The following is a 20,866-nucleotide window of genomic DNA, read 5'->3' on the forward strand; positions in this document are numbered from 1 at the left end:
ACGGACACCCTTGCTCTTGGCTAACCTCTACTTCTGTCTTCGGGGTTCGGGACTTACACCCTATAGTTCATGTGCATGCCGGGCGCACCAAAAAAGCCCCCATCCCTAAAAAGGGACGAGAGCTACCCGCGTTGCCACCCTAATTGATTAGGCATATACCTAATCCACTTATTTCATAACGGCATTTCAGCCGGCTACAGCCTACTTACATTACTTCGACTGTGCAACTCCAGGACGGATTCACAAGTGCTTCTATCAGCTTCCACCAACCGCTGACTCTCTAAAAAAAACATGCTTGCTACTACTTCCCATCATCGTGTTCAGTTATTTAAATTTTAACCATACTGTACTATATGAAAACAGATTTTGCAAGTATTACTATAGGATACAAAATATTCTAGAATCACGGTTAATTCCGGATGAAATTCACAACCCAATAAATGACAATTTTGCACTAAGATAATTTTCCCCTCATATTCAGCGAATTTCAACATATTTACCGACTGCTTTAATATGAGGAGCCCGAAGTCTTCAATGGAAAGGTCAGAATAAAACGATTGAATGTTTTCAATAAAGTTATATTTCATCTAGAATAACCCTTTAAGTATCTTTCTATTGTTTAGCTTAAGGACAATCCTTCACAATCTCAACTATAATTTAACAGAAAAATCCAAATACTTTAATACCTTTACAAGTTACTCCACAATATGGCCCTATTGCTGAATAAGGCACAATTCACCTTCAAGAATTGCGCCCAATTGTTGTAGTTCTACCCTTTCTGACTATAAAATCCATAAGCGATAGATCCAAGTAATAACCCAATTCCAGCTCCTATAGCAATTGAAAACCCTTGAGAAATTGGTTCGAAAAATATGCCAAGAATTACACCAATAGCAGAACCAAAAATCATCCCTAGTGGTATTAAACTATTTATTAGATCTTTATTTTTCACACCTAATGTTTCTCCCCTTCATGTAACTGTAATTTTATATCCTCTAACAATCTGGCACGATAGTTGAACACAAGTTAAACAACACTCTTCAACTAACCTGCTGCGTTAGTTCAATAACCCTTGCTCTTTCCATTGGTCGAAATACTTTTGATAACCCATTTCTTCAGCAGTCATCGTGTATTGAGTAGCTTCCAATTTAAAAGTATGAGAACCCGACAAGGCTTCATAGGTCGGATTCTCTTTTGCATCCCCGAAAAGCGTTTCGAATGTATTCACATCCACTGATGCTGTCGTTCCATTCTCGTAGGTTTCACAAAGAATGAAATCAACCTCTCCCTGTTCTGCATGCCCTTTAAACATTAAATCCGCTTCTTTTAATGACAAATTTAATTGTTTCATACACAACCTCTGCTTTCACTGAAAAATTAATTACCTTATTATACTAAACTGCATCGTTAGTTCAATAAAGAAAAAAAGAGCTGCATATGCAACTCAATGATCTTCAATTAACGCCCCAGTTACTTTAAGTGTAAACCTTCACAATATTGAGTTTTAGTAAGGTATTGTTTTACCTTATTCGAATCTTTAGAAGGGTATTGATATTCAAGAATATTAGCTACTTCAATAGCTACTTGCTCAAACAAGTTAATTGTTTCAAACAATGAATTCCAAACTTGTTCGTAATCTCCATTAGGATATGTTCTCATCAATCTTTCCCAAATGTCGTTATCAAGGTAGCTCTTTAAGTACTTACTGTTTTTTCCTACACTCAATGAAAAATTGGTTTCTATACCAACTTTCCACTCAAGCATTGTTAGTAACATCTCTCTTGCGCTATTCAAATGGTCAAAAGCGTAAAGTATTTCTTGTCTCCATAACCCTTTTGTTACATAAGTTGAAACCCACCAAAATTCATTACAACAATCTGCAAAAAATTCAGCAGAAGGCTTTTTTACCCAGTAATCTTTATCTGTTGGTTCAGAAAGTTTAGGCATATCCCCATCTTTATCCAATAAGATAACTGTTAATCCATCTTCAGTACAATAAATATCTTTTTCCTCATTCGGTATCAGCATTAAATCAAGTCTATGCCCATCTTCAAATAACATTAAATATGTAAACCTCCCATCCAATTCAGGTGGAAACATTGCCATATCCTCTGGTGTTTGCATTATTATTCTTTTCCCAAAAACATTTACCCAATCAGGATTGATTAGAAACGATTGAAGGTCAGAAACAAGATAAACAATATCATAATCTCTGAAAGTATCTTTAGGCACATTAGAATTCGTACGAGAACCATTCATTGCAACAGCTCGTACTCTCTCATCTTTCTCGGCAACTTTTAATATCAATTCCATAATTTCTTTTTCTGTTCGCATTTTTTATACCACCTAAATCTATATTATAAGTGTTATTCAACTAAACTCCCTCGTTAGCTCAAGAAGCGATTGCTCTAATTGAATAATCGCCATTCATGTCGCGTAAAATCAACGCTACACTACAGAAAATGGGGGATTTTTACGTTCTTTCATGGGAGTTTAAAAAGACAGCTTTGGAAACCAGAAGTAGCCTTTGATAATATAAATAATTTTTTAACAGTACATCTTTTTTTCAAACAGTCCGACTTTATTTCAAAGACACAACGATTTCACTACGCAATTTTTATTTATCCCACACACTCATCTGCTAGTACTACTATTTTTTATTAGGAAATTAGCCGTTTCACTCGGATGGCTAAGAGGAAAATGATGACCATATGGAACAAAATCAACCTTACCAAGATTCGAAGGAGCAGAATAGCCTCTGTCATAATCCCCCCAAATAATGTGAAGATTATACTTTTTTACTTCATTGAAATCACTTTGATAGTTTTTCAATAGTAAACTGTTAAGCTGAACCGTAGTATTTAAAATTCTAGGAGAAGTAAAACTGTTACTTATTTTTTTAATATAATGTTCAGGGATGCTCTCCGTACTTTCAAACAAACCATTACTTAATACATAACGCTCTATCAAATTAGTAGTTGCCAATTTCAATGTCCATTTGTTCATAAATTGAGGAACATTAAGTACTTTAGCATTTCTTTTAGCAACAGGTGGCTGAAGTAAAGTAATTGTATACTTCTTATCTATGTACTTTTGTACTAATGCTTCCAAAAGAATAAACGCACCAAATGAATGTCCAATTAGATGTGCACCATTAGTAGCTTTCTCCAACAACTTTTTCACTACATTCAAATAGATATCTAGAAGATTTTTCTCTCGTTTAAAAGGAGAACGTCCCAAACCTGGAAGATCCAAGATCCATACAGGTTGACCCGTTTTTTCATGAAGCTCTTGTCCTAAAGGAAATAAATCCTCTCCATCACTCAATAAACCATGTAATAAAATAAACGGTTTACCCTCTCCTTGTAATTGGTAAATGGTAGTGTTATCGCATAATGTTCGTTTAAATAAATGATTATGCTGGCCATTTGGATACATCATTCGATAATCCAGATCAGCTACTACGGCAGGGAAAAATTTCATTACACTCGTCTTCTTAAACCAATCTTCTCCCATAATTTTTTTCGCTGAACCATTTGAAAATGTTCGGTTTGTAATAAAATTCAGTCCATCAGAAGGAATTTGTGTTATTTTACTTACTCCACTATTCATAATTGTTTTCATAAGTGGCATTGGGACAGAGATTTTAGGTACCCTTATATTCATACTTTCCGACATAACACTTAATAATTCAGAAATGTTCTGATCATGCTGTTTGTCTTCAACAAGTGTATATGTTTGAATAGTCGATTGCCCCAATCTGAAAACCTGGACAATAAACTTCGCAAGCTCATCATTTGAAATAAGTGGTAATCTATATCCCTTACCTCCAGGAATCACTGGCATGAGCCCTCTGCGCATACTCATCACAAGCAAGCCTAAGCCTGCTATCTGCTCTGTACTCCCTGTTTTACTACTACCAACTACTGTTGGTGGATTAATTACAGAAAGTGGATAACCTACAGCAGATGCCTGCTGACGGATATAAAGATCTGCTAAAAATTTTGTTCTCTCATATGGATTTTTTATTTTCAAATAATGGTTTCCTTCTTTAAACACATCAATGGCAATCTTGCTATTTTTATCATCAAAGGGACTCATATAACCTACAACATGAATAAATTGTTGCAATCCCTTCAATTGATGAATATTTTTAGCGAATTCACTAATATGTTGGGCACCATTCAAAAATACGGAAGCTGCCTCTTTGCTTGTCGCTTGAATATCCATGGGGCCTCCTGCGTGAATAATCACATCCGTTTTCAATACCCTCTCCTTATCTTCAGCACTTAGACCTAAGTCTATTTTCGTCAAATCACCTTCAATAAAGTGCATAACTGCCTCTTTTAATATACCTCTTTCTTGATAAATGCGTGTTGCTTTACTTTTCGACCTCACTAAAAGGAGTATTTTAACATCCTCTTTGGCTAATTCTTTCACTAATTGCTTTCCAATAAAGCCTGTTCCACCAGTTAAAAATACTGTTCTCATATAAAATCCCCTTTTTAGTACTATTCAGTACTAATTTGATGTAAAAAAAATGCTTCTTTTATCGAAGCAAGTTAAAAAAATGATCTGCAGTTTTCGCGATTACAGTTGCATCCTTCAATGTTTCAGAAATAAATAGCGCTCCTTCAAGATTTGTAATAAAAAGTGATGCAACCTCATCAATATTAATCGTATTTCTGAATTCCCCATTCTCTACCCCTTGTTTAAGTAATAGAGAAACTTTCGTTTGTAATCCTGTAAAAAAAAGACCTATCTTTTCTTTTACTATTGTGGCATTTGCAGGGCTTTGAATATAAAGCGTAATAAATGGACAGCTCCCCTTATATTCTCTCGACTGAACTCCTTGCGATAATTGCTTTAAAAACAGTTGAATACGATCTTCAACTAAAAATTGGTTCTGAGAAAGTACGTCCTCAATTGCAGATTGATACATTTCAATCCAATAATCAACGACCCCTTCTAATAATTCTTCCTTATTAGAAAAGTGATAATACACATTAGACTTTGAAACTTTGCTTACACGCACTAATTCATCCATACTTGTATAAGCAAACCCTTTTTCTAAAAATAATGTTGCAGCTACTTCAATCACACGTTTTTGATTCATTAATTTTACCTTTGTCATGAATAGTACTATATAGTACTAAAGTGAATGTTGCAAGTATTTATATTGGTTTAGAAACAGTTTAATTAAAAAAGTTCCTCTAACATTGATTTTACTACCAAAAATGATCTCATATTGAACGAAGATGATCCGAACCCTGAAACTATTAATACATTCCGTCAAATAGGACTTCTTTACCTTCTTCATTTTCATTCCATTGATAAACAGTTATGTAAGTTGTCTTTTCTTTAGGCTGTTTTCTCAAAGATTGTTGCTTCTGGTTTGACTATCTTTTTCAACTAAAGCCTTTAGTAGCACCAGCACTAGAAGAAATACTCAATATTATAAAGAATAGATAAGATGAACATCAAAAGAATAATTGTAGTGACGTATTGTTTTGAGTTCTTTATATATTTCCATTCCAGAATAGCTTGAAAACCCCATATTATAGTTACATAGAATACCCAATACCACATTGTATTATATATATCATTCGCAAAGACAAAGGGCAGTGTGCATAGCAAAATGACTAAAATAATTCCCCTTCCCCATCTGTCAATACTTTTACCAGGGGTTTCGGAAATTTTCCTTTTTTCTACGCCAAGTAATTTATTGGTTATTTTCTCTAACAAGAACGCAAAAATTGCCAAAACGATTAAAGACCCTAAAAATCCCATAATAATTCCCTCATTTCATCTGTTCCCTTACAGTCCATATTTGGATTGTTAGGGCTTTTTTTATGGCTGTTGTCTCAAAGCTACAAGTGAAACGATTACACCTAAAAATGAAACTAGAAGTCCGAAAGTTGTTGCTGAACCATATGATGTTAAGATAAGTGCTATACCAAAGATTGATATTGAAATTCCCAAAAAGTGATAATTTCATAACTACATCTCCCCATCTTTGACTTGATATAAGAGTTATTTTTTTCAGCTCTTCATTAGTTGAATAGCAACAATCTTTTCGAAAACAGCTTTGTTTTTTCGTTTTTGTCAGATGTCGAAAATAAAAAGAGGAACTAATCATTAGCACACATATAGAAATTGCACGTTAAGCTTCTGCGAAGATTATCAAGCAAATCAATTCCTTTATAATAAACTTCAATGAACCTATTACTTTTTATACGTTTGAAATGATTATAAGTTCCATATATAAATGAATTTACTTTAAAATTAACAAAAATCCATCTATGCTTATTAAACTAAACTGCCCGGTTAGCTTAAGTACATTTTTTCACAAACTCACATCAAGATTAACATAAAACCCCATTTTTAATTTAGAAGTGTTATTCAATTAGATGGCCCGATTGTGGAATAAAATAAAATCCTGCTTTGATACAGGATTTTTAAACAAACTTTATTATGATCAATCTTTTTTAGAAATCTACATTATACTCTTCCTAAAATTTCTAAGGTTTTAGAAATCCATATTTCTACAGCTTTTTATTGGCGACACAAAATCCTTAATGTTGTCCGTTCGTTAGGTAATCAATCATTAAAAGGCATCGTTGAGAGTGATGAAACAATTTTCTTAGAAAGTGATAAAGGTAAAAAGTCTATCACACACAGAAAGTCTCGAAAGCGTGGCGGTGTCGCAACTATACGAGGGATTTCTATAGAACAAACTTTTGTTTTGGTAGCACAAGATCGTAATGGACAAGTCATTTCTCAAATGGCAGGTAAAGGGCGGATTAAATCAACGGATATTGACAGAGTGTAGGGTGAATTTTTAGACACCTCTGCTTTGTTGTGTTCGGATACCGCCACAAATTACAAGAAGTTCGCCAAAGACAAGGGAATGCAACACGAAATGGTGAATATGCGAAAAGGAATTTATGTGAAGAAATCTATCTTTCATACTCAACACGTTAATGCGTATCAAAAGCGACTAAAGCAGTTTATGGGTGATTAATGTGAGGCTACAAAATACCTTGATAATTATTCATTTTGGTTTAGAACCTTGAACAAAGTAAAAAAGTTACTCACAAAAAATGTAAAGCAACTTTTATTTGGTGCCTGCCAATAATCAAATTATAGTACAGTTGATATGATTAGAAGTGCATAAAAATGTTTGGTAGTACCGAACACTCCTATTTATTATCTTCGCCCCCTAATTTTGCTAAATAATCTATCAAAAAATGAAAAATGATAAGTGGTAAAATTGAACCTATTCCAATATAAAGAACAGAAAATATCACCCCAAAAACAGTGGTTCTTATAACGCCAGTGAATCCTTGGTAGGTATGAGCTAATCCGAATAAAAGTGAAGCCAAAAATAATACTAACCAAACAGAGAGATTTGGAAACAAATAAGCCAAAGCGAAGATTAAAAAACCTCTGTATATAATCTCTTCAGTAATTCCCGCTGTTAACGAAACATAGTTCCATATTTTTTTCTCTTTATTAGAAACTGGCAATATTTCTGAAAAACTGACCTTATCATATTCTTTCTGTTGTGCTTGTTCGAATTTAGTCCTAATCTTATCGCTAAAATGATAGCCGATAGAATAATACAAGATACCAATTAAATATAAAAAAACAATTATAAACACTGAATAAGTAACCAATGGTCCTAATGTGTTAGTGTTGATGTTTGGGAAAGACAAACCAATATCTTTTAAAGTTAATTCTGTAAAAGTAACTAAAAGCAATATGAAAATGGTAGGAATCCAAAGACCAACAATTATACTTTTATAAAATTTCAATCTCGCATCCTGATTTTCTTTTACATCAACTTTAAATTTTTTGAAATCAAAATACCCTATTATCGGTTCATATAATAACGCAAAGATGATAACCATCCAAAAACCAAATTCCATAAAACTCAATATCCCCTTTCATCTTTCCACTTTCCTTTATTTTACCATTTTTTAAAAAACAATCTTATTAAAAACAACAATCTATACGAAAACAGCGTTTTTTTAATTTACAATTTCTTCTCCTACTTTATCGTAAAATTCAGGATGCGCTTCTTTTAGTACAGTTGGTCGTAGCAATATGAGTGTTATTACAAAAATAATTGCACTCGTCACTAGCAAAATACCTGTCGCTGGTAAATAGTCGAACAATGCACCATAGACTAGCATACCGATAGGCATCATTGACATCGCCATCGTTTCCATTAGACCGAATACCCGCCCTCTATAGTCCTCCGCAATGAGCTTTTGCATATAAACCCCAAGTGGCATATTAATGCCCATTTCAAAAATCGAGATGATAAAATATAACCCAATAAAAAATCCTACTATGTTCATATAAGAGAGGTCTATAAATAGTGGTAGCACTGCTAGTAATAAGCTACCCGAAAGTAGCAGTAAATTGATTTTTGAAAAGCGCAATGGCGTTTTGATTTCTGCCTGCGTTGCAAAATATATGGAAGCTATAAGCATCCCTACAGCACCCGCTGCCTCGATAAACCCAAAATGTTTAGAACTCACCTCTAGTAATTGGATAATTATATACGTACTACCAATCGCCACCCCAGAGAAAAATAAATTAATCCACACTGAAAGTAACATGACAATCATTATAATTTTATGCTGCTTAATATAACGGAATCCTCCCATCAAACCCGCAAACAGCTTTTCCTTTTCCACAGCTTCCCCTCGTGTACTATATAACGTAAAATTCATTGTTGCCTCTAAACAAAAAGCAATCCCATACGCTACCATATGAACGATTAAAAATACATCCATCGGGAAAAATCCATACATCACCCCGCCAATTACAGGGCCACCAATTGCAGCGATTGAGATAGACATCTGGTTAAAAGATATAGCACGTTGCAAACGCTCAGGATTAACGAGTGTGGCTATTGCAGAACTAAATGTTACGCCCGAAAACGCCGAGCAAAATGTATATAAAATCGTTGCTACATAAATCGCATTCACCGACATACCCATTGTTTCCGTATAAAGTAATAAGCCACCTGCTGTTAGTATTCCCCCAGCCTGCGCAAGTAAAATCGTACGCTTTTTCGGAAAATTATCTGCTACATAGCCAGCAAGTGGTGCAACAAGCGCTCTCGGTAAAACAGAGCAGATCATATTTATTGCAAAACTCATTGCTGAACCAGTAAGCGCTAAAATATACAAACTAATACCGAAAGAAAGGACACTCGATCCCAACATAGCAATCATTTTACTCGCCGTAAATGTCCACAAATGATATGTGGCTTTTCGATATTTCTCTGCTTCACTCATCAAACCCCTCCATTTATTTAATTAAAATAAATTGTTTAATTTAATTAAACAAAAGATACCATAGTTATCCCTTTTCACGCAAGATAAAGTTTAATATAATTAAACATAGGGAAGGGTGAGGCGATGGATTCTTTAGGTGCGCGTATTCGAAAATTACGCAAAGAACAAAAATTAACATTAGAGGCACTAGCCGCAGATCGTTTGACAAAGGGCATGCTGAGCCAGATTGAAAATGATAAAGCAAAACCATCAATTGAAAGCTTACAATATATCGCCGAGCGTCTCGGTGTCGAAGCAAGTGAATTATTGGAGCAAATAAATCCAACTTCATTACGCCATCTTCTAGAGGATGTTGAGTCATTATTTACGAAGTTGAAAAACGGTGATCAGGACAACCACCAACAAATTGTAGATATGATTGAGCCGTATGCGACGGAATTGCCATTTTGTTATGAGTCAGGCCGATTACTATATATTTATGCTGCTGCTCTATATAAAACTGGTATCAGGACTTGGGAATCTCCCCTTACACAGGCGCGTGCAATATTCAAGGACATTAATTTACCAAGCCATTGGTTTGAAACCTATGTATTACAACTTGGAATACTATTAGAAAACCGGCAGTTTGACGAGGCATATACCTGTATTTTGCAAGCGAAATTGGAAAGCGAGGAAGAAAGTGTTCAATTAGATATACGTGATACAAGCAAAATGTCATACTATATTTCCATCATGCAACTAGCAATTGGTGAATACGAAGCTGGGAAAAAGTTAATACATGAAGCAATTACAAATGCACACCAAAATCAGTTGTATTATTACATTGACGATATGTATCGTATTGCTGCTTACTGTGCCATGATTGATGGTGATTTCAAACAGGCAGAGCACATGTTGAAGAAGCTGGAACAGTATCGAATATTTGCAGAGCATGAAATTGTGGACGCATTAATATTTGTATTAAGAGCACATTATTTTAGTAACTATCTACTGGATTATCAGAAATCATTAGAAGAAATAGAGCGTTTTAAAGCACTCATACATAGTGATTCCATACAAATAAATGAAAACTTTTATTTCGCCGAAAAAGGGAAATCATTGTATTTCCTTGGACGCTATGATGAAGCAAAAAAAGCATTTGAACAATTTACTAATGTCCCTGCTTTCATTTTACATCCGTACGATATACTGAGTATGAATGAGTGCTTCTCTTATAAAGCACTTTGCTATGCACAGTTTGGTGAGCTCACAACTGCTTTTGAAATTGCGAAAAAAGCCTATGTAGATACGCTCGATTTAATTGAATTACCGTATAAGAAAACCATTGCTAGTGTTTACTTTGACATAAAAGCACAAATTGACGAGAAAAAGGACTTGTAGAAAATACTCTGCAAGTCCTTTTTTATGCCGCTTTATGTTGAGCTTCTTGATTCAAAGATTTTCGAACCTGATAACAATAGTAAAGCTTCAATCCTCACAAATATAATGCTAAGGTACGTTACGACCATACCTCTTTTGTTTGCCCTACATATAGCTTTCCAAACTAATAATTTATTTCAAGAAAATCGCAACATCTTTGTTTTCCTTATAAAGTCTTGATAATTATAATTTAAAATTTCATTTACAAAGATTTTTTCAGCAGTGATCAACTTGTTGAAGAAATTAAATAACAATCAAAAAGGATGTTGTATATGAAACCAAGGCTTTCACCCATTTCTGCCAAAGAGCGGATGGAAACACTCGATATATTAAGAGGGTTCGCATTATTTGGAATTATACTAGCAAACATTGTTTGGTTCATTTATCCTGTCTACATGCAGGAAGATCCAAGTTTTAAAAATGAGTGGACTTCTTTTTGGAATCAGACTGATCACACAGTCAAATTCCTTCTTTCGATGTTTGTCGATGGAAAGTTTGTCATGCTCTTTTCCATACTGTTTGGCTTTGGAATGGTTATTATGCAGGAAAGAGCAGCTGCAAAGCAATTAAACTTCTGGGGAATATATTCTCGACGACTTATAGCTTTATTTATTTTCGGTTGTATCCATGCCTATTTCATTTGGTTCGGAGATATTTTAACAGACTACGCAATTTTAGGATTAGTACTCCTTCTCATGCACAAATTAAAACCTAATGCACTGCTAATCATTAGCGTAACTTTATATAGCTTACTTTTTGTACTTTTTACGCTAGGAGCTCTATCCTCCGATTCTACGATGCCCATGGCAATATCAGAGGAAAGTCGTCAGCTTATGAATGCTACAATAGATGCCCATCAAAATGGGAGCATTCAAGAATTAATGGATGCAAATTTAATGGAAAGAACTTTTTATACAACGCGTAATGGGTTATATGCTCTTTATTTAGGTAAGCCTATAATTTATTTATTTTTAAATCTACCGTATTTACTAATGTTCTTATTTGGGGCAGCTGTTGCGAAGAAAAAGTGGATTCATCGTTTTGAAGACTATCGAAAAGGTTTTTTCATTACTTGGTTAATAACATTGATTTTGGGTGGAACATTGAGTTGGATACTACCTTTCCTTTTAGAAAATTCATCAGGAGCTCAAACAATACAATATGTCAGCTCTCCATTCCTCACAATCTTTTATGCAATTAGCTTGCTCTTCATCTATCACACGGTTAAAGGGAAGAAAGTTTTGCAGTGGTTAGCGTTCCCTGGAAGAATGGCATTCACAAACTATATTGGCCAATCTATCATTTGTACATTTTTATTTGGGCCATTTGCATTTGGCGTATACGGGAAACTACACTTAACAACAGCCATCATCATTGCCATCGTCATTTTTGTGCTACAAATGATTTTTAGTAAACTGTGGTTATCTAAATTCCGCTTCGGACCATTAGAATACGTGTGGAGGTCAATCACTTATTTAGGAATTAAAAAATAATCTATTTATTACTTACGTTTGCTATTCTTATAAACCCGTAACATAAAGTATGTATGCTACACAATGACCAAGGTTCGGTGTACATTTTATCGATATTACTAAGTTGTTAAAGGATAAGACATTATCATGCACATGTCCCGTAAAGGTACGCTCGCTGATAATGCCCCAGTTAAATCGTTTTATTCTGCATTAAAGTCCGAAACATTCTAGTTAGACAATTAAGAAATACCACGAATACAAGTGAAACTAAACAACCAGTCGCCGGTGCAATTCCGACAACTGGTTGGATAAATATTTTTTGACCTCTGTCATATACGGGGGTCAACCCCTACTTCTACAGATGCTCTTTTTAAGCCGATTTATGTTGGGCTCTTCTTATTTCTACTATTTTCGAACCCGAAAACAATAGTAAAGCTAACCAAATAATACTGAATGCCAGCAATTCTACATTCGTAAATGGTTCTTTATACAATACAACCCCTAAAATTAACATCGTCGTTGGTGACACGTATTGAATAAATCCTAATAAATATAACGGTATATTTTGTGCACCTTTCGCGAATAAAATTAACGGTACGGCTGTTACGACCCCGCTTACGATCATCAAAATATCTGTTTTAACATCAACATGTAAAAATGATGCCTGCCCCGTCATAAATAAATACACATAAAACCCTAGCGCAAATGGCAGGATAAATAATGTTTCAATCGCTAAACCTCGTGTGGCATCAAACGTAATTTTCTTTTTCAGCACACCATACGTAGCAAATGATAACGCAAGAAGTAAAGCTACCCAAGGTATAGTGCCATAATTAATCGTTAAAATAAGCACGGCGATAAACGCAATACCAGTAGCTACCCATTGTACGCCACTCAACGACTCTTTAAAGAAAATAACACCAAAAATAACCGATAGTAATGGGTTGATGTAATACCCAAGGCTTGTCTCAATAATATGCTCATGCGTTACAGCCCAAATATATAAATACCAGTTCATCGAAATGAAAAATGAAGCCGATGCGAGCAACCAAAATACCTTCTTATTCGCCCATAAGTATTTTAGATCCTCTACTAACTTCTTACGCATACCTATTAGTATCACGACTATTACCGTAAAAACAAAGGACCAAATAACGCGTCCTAATAATATTTCCATACTGTCCACATGCTCGAGCATTTTCCAGTAAAGCGGGAAAGAACCCCAGATGGCATAAGCTAGAAATGCTGCCCATACCCCTTTTTTCTCGTTTGACATTACACTTAATCTCCTACTCTAGTTGTATCCCTGCAGATTAGACTAATTATAGGACTTAAGCCGAACGCTGTAAATGCTCATTTTGTCATTGTTGCATTTCAATGTCTATGCGAGCGATATAGATAAATTGATAAGCGTTTATAAACGCTATTTATATAAGTGATTTTCCTGTTTTAGAATGCCTATTCTTTATAAGAACTTTCATAAAGAATAACGGATAAATCATTAAGTATAAATTAAATAACCACCAAGTAAAATCGAAGTCTTTGATAAATGCCCAAAATGCAATTGCTTGCAATCCTGAGCAAAATGTTAAAACAAGAGAAATAAGCGCCATACTTTCCCAGGTAGGACGATTCTTTCTGTACAAATACAAACTATACAATCCTGTAATAGAAATTAGAATATCCAAAGGGAAAAATGACCAGTTCCATGCAATAATCATTGGATTATCATAGTCCTTAAATGCAACTTCCTTTGGTATTAAATAAAAATAGGTGGCAATCCAATAAAGAATAAAACCGACATCTGTTACAAGAAAAAATGGTTTTAATAATTTCATTTATCTTCTCCTTAATATGGAATATTATGTATTTTGATGTTCAAGTACGTTTGTTGCTTTGTTGAAATATTATAAGAGTACATTGATTTTTGTTTCGGGATGCTATCTTTCCTTGGACAAGCAGAAGTCGTGTCCCCCTCTGGCTACAATTAAATAACAGTTGTATTTTGTGGATAAATTGAAAATAACTTTTACTAATTAATTTCTTCTATTTCTATTGTTTCTTCAATACTGCTATGATTACTTTCCATATTCAAAACGACAACCCCTATTAAAATAAGAATAATTGATACTGCTTTTACTATACTTAACTTTTCGTGAAACATGAAAAATCCAATTAAAGTTATAATTACTATTCCTACTCCAGACCAAATAGCATAAGCAACAGAAACATCTAGGTTTTTTAACGATAACGTTAGAAAAGTAAAACTTCCAAGATAAAAAGCTATCATTAAAATACTTGGATACAGCCTCGTAAAACCTTCTGATAACTTCATACTAGTTGTTCCACCTACTTCAAAAATAATAGCTAAGCACAAGTAGAGCCAATGCATTTCTATTTATCACTCCGTTCATTTATAATTCCTTGAAACAACATATCTACTACTGACTGAAATACTTCTCCAACTGCCATTTCATTCTTACTAGCAAATTTAGATTGATAAATTTGATTAATTGCCCCTAAATATACCTCAATGAATAGAGATAAATTTATATTTTTTATTAAATTTTCTTTAATCGCCTGCTCCATTAAGTAAACTAGACTATCCCACTCTTCTTTCAAAAAACGATCTAATTTTATCCATTCCTCATAATGATATTTTTTTAAATCTGCAAGTAACCGTACATCCATTAATTCAAATTGTTTAGGTACGCAAATGAGTAATTGATGTATTTTTTCCAATAAACAAAGTTGATTGTTCTCAATAATAAATCTCTCTTGCTCTTTAATCTGAATCAATAAATGTTGAATTACTTCTTCCACTAGCTGATTCTTTGAAGAAAAATATGTATAAATAGTTCTTTTACTTGTTGATAATCCGTTTGCAAGATCACTTACTGTAAATGAGAATCCTTTATCTTCAATCTGCAATATTGTTTCATTAATAATCCGTTCTCTCAAAAAATTACCTCCTAACATTTTTGGTACCAGTATAGTTTTTCTGGTACCGCTATTTAAAAGTATACACACTTTCTGTAAAAATCCAATGTTTTTTATAAATTATTACTTTATAGGAATATTTTTTCCTAGACGTACATTCAAAAAGCTTAGAATTTCGAATGATGTCAAAATAACAAGTTAAATTCCTTATGATGCCGTAGATTTTTGAAGGTTGATATATCTAAGCTCATTAATCGCTAGTCTATATGCATTGAATCTAACTAAATTACAATGAACTTTAGCCTTATTCATCTAAGTTTCTGTAGTTCTGAAACAAAAGAGGCTTTGCTTAAACAAAAGGGAAACATAAATATTGAAAAGTGCGAGATGAAATGCCTGGATGCCATTTCTAGCAAATGATAAAATGAAGCGATGTGAATACGTGGCTTTAACGCTAAATAGTATGAATTCAGATAATGAAACATGGGACTTCGCTCAAGGTTGGGCTTTATGGAAGTCATTAATTACTTACGATGAAAAATCCGTGAAAACATCCATTTGACAATCGATGCTATTTTAAATGATAGATGTGAGGTAAACATGAATATACAAATAATGAGGTTTAAAGAAAGCGATGTTGAAGAAATTGTTTCCTTGTTTTACGAAACAATTCATTCAGTTAATTTAAAAGATTATACTCAAAGCGAAGTAGATGCTTGGGCACCAAGAGAAGAAAAAGAAAAGAAAATTAAATCTTGGATCGTTTCATTAGGTCAAAATATATCATTTGTTGCAAAAATTGATGATCAAGTAGTGGGCTTTGCCGATTTAACCTATGATGGACACTTAGACAGATTATATGTGCATAAAGATTATCAAGGTCAAGGTATAGCTTCCGTATTAGTTGATAAGCTTGAAAGTGAAGCGAAAAAGTTAAATCTATTTGAAATTGATACAGATGCAAGCATTACAGCTCAGCCATTCTTTGTACATAGAGGCTACGATACTGTTTGCTCACAAACGGTTGAGCGAAAAGGTGTCAAATTGACTAATTATAAAATGGTAAAAAAGATAAATGGTTCATCTCCTTCTACTCTCTTATAAAGTAAAACAAATTTCTAATAAATATCTAGTTGATTGGAGTGGAAGACGGTGACGCCTAGGGAATCTGCGAGCAACTTGAGATCCTGCTGGAGCATTAGAGTAACGAAGGCTAAAGACGTCACGTCCTGTGACAACGCCTTCATGACCAACATCCTGTTGCCCCAAGCGGTTCAAAGTTCGCACCCTGGAAAGCACCGTCTGTAACGGAGATCAAAGGGTCATTCATCTATTACCCTTTTTTGTTCGATTCTAGCTCCGAAATATATTTTCTTACCATACTATAGCTGATATCGGGATTAATCTGACGTTTAATGCGAATGTGAATTTCTTTAATGCCTACCCCCTGCTCGCGTAAATCACGGATCATTGACTTTAACGGGCCTGAAAGCGATTCCTTAGTGAAAACAGTGAATTTACTTAGCTCAATCAATAATTCAGTATTTTGGCTACGGAGCTCTTTCATCTCATCGACAATGCAATTATTCTCCGTTATCTTTTTTTGCAGCACTACATTTTGCTGCGTCAACTTTTGGATATCATTTAATAGTACTTCATTTTGTTTTTTTAACTTCTTACGTTCTTGCTCTAATATGTATTGCTTTTCACTCAACCCCTCTTGAATAGCGTTGTATAATGCTTCTATTCGCAATAACTCTTTGTATCGTTCTTGTGGTAACAGCATTAATGTATCAGTTGCAGTCACAGCAAGCGCTCCATCTTGCAGCGTTTCATAGGTTAGCGCTATTTGGTCCATTTTATTTATCATCAGTCATTCACTCCATTACAAAGATGTTTGTGTAATGGTATTTCTTTAATTGGCATTCTCTAACTTCCTTCAATTTTGATAATCATTCTCATTTATATAATCATAATTTCTTATTTTCATTTTGTCAAAATAAAAAGCTCTTTGTACGCAGCTGGTACAAAGAGCTTCACACTTACATTTTTTTCAGTTTCTCATATTCAAGTTGTAATTGTTCAATACGTTTGCGACCTTCTTCACGGTTTTTCGCTGTTTCCGCTTGAATTTGCTTCGTTTCTTGAATACCACTCATAATTGTTTGCCATGTTGTTTCGATTGTTTCAATCTTAATGCTTGGGCTACCAGCCGTACGTGCAATATTGACACTGTTTTTACTAATATTTTCAGCATTGCGCACTAGCATTTCGTTTGTACGACGATCAAGCTCGCTCATTGAATCTGCGATAAGTTTTTGGCGCTGTAATGTTACTGCATGAATAAGACCTTGCTTGAAAATAGGAATTGTCGTTACAAATGCCGAGTTAATTTTACCGATCAGGTGATTATTACCTTGTTGCATTAAACGAATTTGTGGTGCTGATTGGAATGACACTTGTTGCGCCATTTCTAAATCATATCGACGTTGTTCAAGTAAATCAACCGCACGTTGCATGGACTCATATTCCATAGCTGCTAACTGGTCACCTGTTTGCGCTTTTTGCTCAAATGCAGGTAGTGTTGCACGTACTTGATCTGCCTTTACTTCAATCGCCGCAATATATTTACTTAATGTTTGGAAGTAATTTAAGTTTTGATCATATAAATGTTCAAGGTCGACTGTATTACGTTTCATTTCGACCTCATATTTCTGAATTTCATTGAAAATCACATCGATTTCCTTGTTCATGCTGTCATATTTAGAGAGGATTCTTTCTAATTGCTCTTTCCCTTTATTGAAAAGTCTTGTGAGGAAGCCACCTTTTTTCTCCTCTACAAAGTCTTTCGGATCAAATTTATCCATAATTTTATTTAAATTATTTAAGAGTACACTTGATTCCTCAAGCTTACTTGCTTTCATTGTTGCAAGCATTCTATCTGAGAACGTGGAAATGCCACTTGCCGTTTCTTTTCCAAGTTCAAGCATGGCAATTTGATCTTTCACGTCGATTTTTTGCGCAAGTGCATGCACTTCTGGATCTTGCTTTAATGCAAGCTGATTTTGTGCAATTTGCGAACGCTCTTGCTCAGACACAAGCTGCACTGGTGCTGAAGCCGGCGTAGGTTGTAATAACGGATTTGGCTGTGGTTGTAGTAATGGATTTTCTGAAGCAAATGGATCTTTTGGTTTGAATAAATCATTGTCGAATTCTGACATGCGTAATACCCCCTGCAATTAATATCTATTATGTTAATACGATTTGAAGGTTAAAAAGGTTTCATTTATTCGAACACGATTAAATTTGAGCGTTTATGCCCCTTCAACACCTTCTTTTCTTAAATTATAGCTTGTTTGAAATACAAATACGACTGTATTACCGAAATAACTCATATCATTTGTTTCGAATGCAAAAGAGCAGCCACATAAAGTAGCTGCTTTTCATCATCATGTTGTCACTTTCAACACAGTTTTAATTTTTTGGATCACGCCACCTGTGCTATATGTCAGCACACTGCGTTTATAGAACGATAAGCTAAACATGTACACAACAATAATTGTGCCAATTAAAATACCGAGTGACAACATCGGCTCTATCACGCCAATATCTGTCGCACCAATTCGCATTGGCATAACCATGCCAGATGTAAATGGAATATATGAAAATACTTTGATAAGTATCGTATCTGGGTTGCCGATACCTGTTAGCATGACATAGAAGCCAACCAGTGTAACCATCATCGCTGGCATTAAAACTTGATTGCCTTCCTCCACTTTCGAAACAAGAGAGCCAAACAAAGCACCGACAATCAAATTCAATATAATTGTTAGCAGTAAAAAGGCAACTGCATATAACACATAACCAAGTGATAACTCTTTAATAATGTCAGCTGCAACACCCCAAATTACGCCATCCTTTGTGAATTTTGCGTAGAGTAGAAATGCCCCTAAAATAATCATCATTTGGGTGATCGCTAAGAGGAACACTCCTGCAATTTTCGCCTTGAAATGTGTGGTCGGTTTAACACTAACTAGTAGCATCTCCATTGCGCGAGAACCTTTTTCAGAAGCAATTTCTGTCGTAATCATAGATAAAAACCCTACAACAAATATATAAATTAGGATACCTACCGCATAAGAAACCCATAATCCGGCTTGCTTCTCACCCTCACTTTTTCCACCTGATACTTCTTCGTTCAAACTTTTATTTGTGATAATTGTTTCAGCAGCCATAATTTGCGCAGCTTGATCTGGTGATAGCGATAATTGTTGTACCGCATAGTTCTGACCAGCATACTCCAATAAAGAAGAAAGCGTCATTTGGTCATTTAATTTCAATGGGGTAAACGTAGCTATTTCCGCATGTAATTGACCATTTTGGTCATTCACTTCAACGATTGCTACAATTTCTTCATCTTTCACTTGCTGCTCTAATTTACTTACATCTGTTTCATCCAAAATATACTCGAAATCACCAGTTGAAATAAAAATTCCACTTAGATCTGCAGTTGTGTTATTGACAATAGCAACTTGCTTTGCCTCATCATCACCTGTAAAGAGTTCTTTAATATCTGACCAGAAAACTGCTACTGACATCATTACAACATATAGCAGTGTCGTCAAAATAAAGGTCTTTGATTTTATTTTTGACGTATATAGTTGCTTCATTAATAAATTAAACTTCGACAACGTTGCCACCTACCTTATCTTTGAATATTTCATCTAGTGATAAATAATCTAAGCTGAATTTTTCGATATACTTCCCATTCGAAAGCTTTGCGAAAATCTGTTGTGCATAACGCTCATCTTCAAGAGTTAATACAGTTTGCTCTTTTTCTTCACGTACTTCTTTGACACCTTCAAGTGACTGTAATTCTGCAATCGACCAATCTGTACGCACAGCGAGCTTCGTTTTACCATACTGTTTCTTCAAGTCTAGTAAGCTTCCTGAAAATAGTGAGACACCACGTTTTAATAAACATAGATGGTCACATAGCTCCTCAACATTATCCATTTGATGACTTGAGAACAAAATCGTTGCGCCCTGATCTTTTAATAGTAAAATAGCATCTTTCAGTAAATCTTTATTGAGCGGGTCTAGTCCACTAAATGGTTCATCTAAAATTAAAAATTGTGGCTTATGGATAAAACTCGCAATCAACTGTACCTTTTGCTGATTCCCCTTCGACAGCGTCTCCGCCTTATCCTTACGCTTTTCCTCTAAATCAAATCGAGCAATCCAAAAATCGATTTCCTTTTTCAGCTCTGATTTCTTCATGCCACGTAGCTCGCCGAAAAAGTACAGTTGCTCCTCAACTTTCATCGTCGGGAAAATACCACGCTCCTCAGGTAAATACCCAAGTACATCACGGTTAATGCTATTAACAGGCTGGCCGTTCCACGTAATCGTGCCAGCAGTCGTCTCCTGCAGATCCAAAATCATACGGAACGTCGTCGTTTTCCCCGCTCCATTTTGCCCTATCAACCCGAAAATTTCACCCTTTTCAATTGTGAAATTTAAATTATCGACTGCTGTAAAATCCTTATACTTTTTCGTGACATGTTGTAATTGTAATGTCATCTCATATCCTCCTTAACCTTCATATACATGTAGTACTTGCTTCAATCTTTTTTCGACCTTGAATTTTCGAAAGTGTATCTGAGTACAATTCAAATCCTCCATCTGAGGCTTCTTTCCGGAAATAAACCCAGCCTGCGA

Annotated in this window: 21 protein-coding genes, 1 pseudogene and 1 other annotated feature; of the genes and pseudogenes, 5 read left to right on the top strand and 17 right to left on the bottom strand. The window is 34.7% G+C overall.

Going from position 1 to position 20,866, the window contains the following annotated elements:
* Positions 1-108: 108 nt before the first annotated feature.
* Positions 109-324: a binding site (T-box leader), on the bottom strand.
* A 445-nt stretch (positions 325-769) separates the two neighbouring features.
* The 7 genes from ACIQZG_RS11200 to ACIQZG_RS11230 all read right to left on the bottom strand — a co-directional run bounded on the left by ACIQZG_RS11200 (position 770) and on the right by ACIQZG_RS11230 (position 5,982).
* Positions 770-952 carry a hypothetical protein gene (locus ACIQZG_RS11200; protein ID WP_354470620.1) on the bottom strand — a complete coding sequence of 61 codons (183 nt, stop codon included), beginning with the start codon at positions 950-952 and terminating at the stop codon, positions 770-772.
* A 105-nt stretch (positions 953-1,057) separates the two neighbouring features.
* Positions 1,058-1,351: a hypothetical protein gene (locus ACIQZG_RS11205; protein WP_402755268.1), complete on the bottom strand. Its 294-nt coding sequence runs from the start codon at positions 1,349-1,351 to the stop codon at positions 1,058-1,060.
* Positions 1,352-1,470: 119 nt separating this feature from the next.
* Positions 1,471-2,334, bottom strand: coding sequence for an aminoglycoside 6-adenylyltransferase (locus ACIQZG_RS11210; RefSeq protein WP_402755269.1), 864 nt, complete (start codon positions 2,332-2,334; stop codon positions 1,471-1,473).
* 300 nt (positions 2,335-2,634) lie between these two features.
* Positions 2,635-4,491, bottom strand: a complete 1,857-nt coding sequence (locus ACIQZG_RS11215) for an alpha/beta fold hydrolase (RefSeq protein WP_402755270.1) — start codon at positions 4,489-4,491, stop codon at positions 2,635-2,637.
* A gap of 58 nt (positions 4,492-4,549) precedes the next feature.
* Entirely contained in the window at positions 4,550-5,116 is a 567-nt protein-coding gene (locus tag ACIQZG_RS11220) for a TetR/AcrR family transcriptional regulator (protein ID WP_402755368.1), read from the bottom strand.
* 320 nt (positions 5,117-5,436) lie between these two features.
* On the bottom strand, positions 5,437-5,790 hold the full coding sequence (locus ACIQZG_RS11225) for a DUF4181 domain-containing protein (RefSeq protein ID WP_402755271.1): 354 nt from the start codon (positions 5,788-5,790) through the stop codon (positions 5,437-5,439).
* Positions 5,791-5,850: 60 nt separating this feature from the next.
* Positions 5,851-5,982 (bottom strand): hypothetical protein, encoded by a 132-nt coding sequence (locus tag ACIQZG_RS11230; protein WP_402755272.1) that lies wholly within the window; start codon positions 5,980-5,982, stop codon positions 5,851-5,853.
* Positions 5,983-6,502: 520 nt separating this feature from the next.
* Here ACIQZG_RS11230 and ACIQZG_RS11235 point away from each other — a divergent pair.
* A pseudogene (locus tag ACIQZG_RS11235) lies at positions 6,503-7,138 on the top strand (IS1595 family transposase); the annotation flags it as partial.
* 64 nt (positions 7,139-7,202) lie between these two features.
* Here the strand turns inward: ACIQZG_RS11235 and ACIQZG_RS11240 are convergent.
* Both ACIQZG_RS11240 and ACIQZG_RS11245 read right to left on the bottom strand, forming a co-directional pair.
* Entirely contained in the window at positions 7,203-7,931 is a 729-nt protein-coding gene (locus ACIQZG_RS11240; RefSeq protein WP_402755273.1) for a CPBP family intramembrane glutamic endopeptidase, read from the bottom strand.
* A gap of 102 nt (positions 7,932-8,033) precedes the next feature.
* Positions 8,034-9,314: an MFS transporter gene (locus ACIQZG_RS11245; RefSeq protein ID WP_402755274.1), complete on the bottom strand. Its 1,281-nt coding sequence runs from the start codon at positions 9,312-9,314 to the stop codon at positions 8,034-8,036.
* A gap of 123 nt (positions 9,315-9,437) precedes the next feature.
* Here ACIQZG_RS11245 and ACIQZG_RS11250 point away from each other — a divergent pair, with 123 nt between their 5' ends.
* Both ACIQZG_RS11250 and ACIQZG_RS11255 read left to right on the top strand, forming a co-directional pair.
* Positions 9,438-10,694 (top strand): helix-turn-helix domain-containing protein, encoded by a 1,257-nt coding sequence (locus tag ACIQZG_RS11250; RefSeq protein WP_402755275.1) that lies wholly within the window; start codon positions 9,438-9,440, stop codon positions 10,692-10,694.
* A 311-nt stretch (positions 10,695-11,005) separates the two neighbouring features.
* Entirely contained in the window at positions 11,006-12,226 is a 1,221-nt protein-coding gene (locus tag ACIQZG_RS11255) for a DUF418 domain-containing protein (protein WP_402755276.1), read from the top strand.
* Between the two features lie 349 nt (positions 12,227-12,575).
* On the opposite strand, the gene rarD is transcribed toward ACIQZG_RS11255, so the two are convergent.
* The 4 genes from rarD to ACIQZG_RS11280 form a co-directional block, all read right to left on the bottom strand.
* Entirely contained in the window at positions 12,576-13,481 is a 906-nt protein-coding gene (gene rarD / locus ACIQZG_RS11265; RefSeq protein ID WP_402755277.1) for an EamA family transporter RarD, read from the bottom strand.
* Between the two features lie 151 nt (positions 13,482-13,632).
* Complete coding sequence (locus ACIQZG_RS11270) at positions 13,633-14,043, bottom strand: YvaD family protein (protein WP_402755278.1); 411 nt, start codon at positions 14,041-14,043, stop codon at positions 13,633-13,635.
* 194 nt (positions 14,044-14,237) lie between these two features.
* Positions 14,238-14,597 (bottom strand): DMT family transporter, encoded by a 360-nt coding sequence (locus tag ACIQZG_RS11275; RefSeq protein WP_402755279.1) that lies wholly within the window; start codon positions 14,595-14,597, stop codon positions 14,238-14,240.
* Positions 14,598-14,599: 2 nt separating this feature from the next.
* Positions 14,600-15,166 carry a TetR/AcrR family transcriptional regulator gene (locus ACIQZG_RS11280; RefSeq protein WP_402755280.1) on the bottom strand — a complete coding sequence of 189 codons (567 nt, stop codon included), beginning with the start codon at positions 15,164-15,166 and terminating at the stop codon, positions 14,600-14,602.
* A 379-nt stretch (positions 15,167-15,545) separates the two neighbouring features.
* Between ACIQZG_RS11280 and ACIQZG_RS11285 the strand changes: the two genes are divergently transcribed.
* Together ACIQZG_RS11285 and ACIQZG_RS11290 are read left to right on the top strand one after the other, a co-directional pair.
* On the top strand, positions 15,546-15,707 hold the full coding sequence (locus ACIQZG_RS11285) for a hypothetical protein (protein ID WP_402755281.1): 162 nt from the start codon (positions 15,546-15,548) through the stop codon (positions 15,705-15,707).
* 44 nt (positions 15,708-15,751) lie between these two features.
* Positions 15,752-16,249, top strand: a complete 498-nt coding sequence (locus ACIQZG_RS11290) for a GNAT family N-acetyltransferase (RefSeq protein ID WP_402755369.1) — start codon at positions 15,752-15,754, stop codon at positions 16,247-16,249.
* A gap of 229 nt (positions 16,250-16,478) precedes the next feature.
* On the opposite strand, the gene ACIQZG_RS11295 is transcribed toward ACIQZG_RS11290, so the two are convergent.
* The 4 genes from ACIQZG_RS11295 to ACIQZG_RS11310 form a co-directional block, all read right to left on the bottom strand.
* Positions 16,479-17,015: a hypothetical protein gene (locus tag ACIQZG_RS11295; RefSeq protein ID WP_402755282.1), complete on the bottom strand. Its 537-nt coding sequence runs from the start codon at positions 17,013-17,015 to the stop codon at positions 16,479-16,481.
* A 172-nt stretch (positions 17,016-17,187) separates the two neighbouring features.
* Positions 17,188-18,366, bottom strand: coding sequence for a toxic anion resistance protein (locus ACIQZG_RS11300; protein WP_402755283.1), 1,179 nt, complete (start codon positions 18,364-18,366; stop codon positions 17,188-17,190).
* A 228-nt stretch (positions 18,367-18,594) separates the two neighbouring features.
* On the bottom strand, positions 18,595-19,836 hold the full coding sequence (locus ACIQZG_RS11305) for an ABC transporter permease (protein ID WP_402755284.1): 1,242 nt from the start codon (positions 19,834-19,836) through the stop codon (positions 18,595-18,597).
* Entirely contained in the window at positions 19,823-20,728 is a 906-nt protein-coding gene (locus ACIQZG_RS11310; protein WP_402755285.1) for an ABC transporter ATP-binding protein, read from the bottom strand. Before ACIQZG_RS11310 ends, ACIQZG_RS11305 begins: the two co-directional genes overlap by 14 nt.
* Positions 20,729-20,866: the final 138 nt, after the last annotated feature.

The organism is Lysinibacillus sp. NPDC096418 (assembly GCF_044762775.1).
In the GTDB taxonomy this organism is placed as follows: domain Bacteria; phylum Bacillota; class Bacilli; order Bacillales_A; family Planococcaceae; genus Lysinibacillus.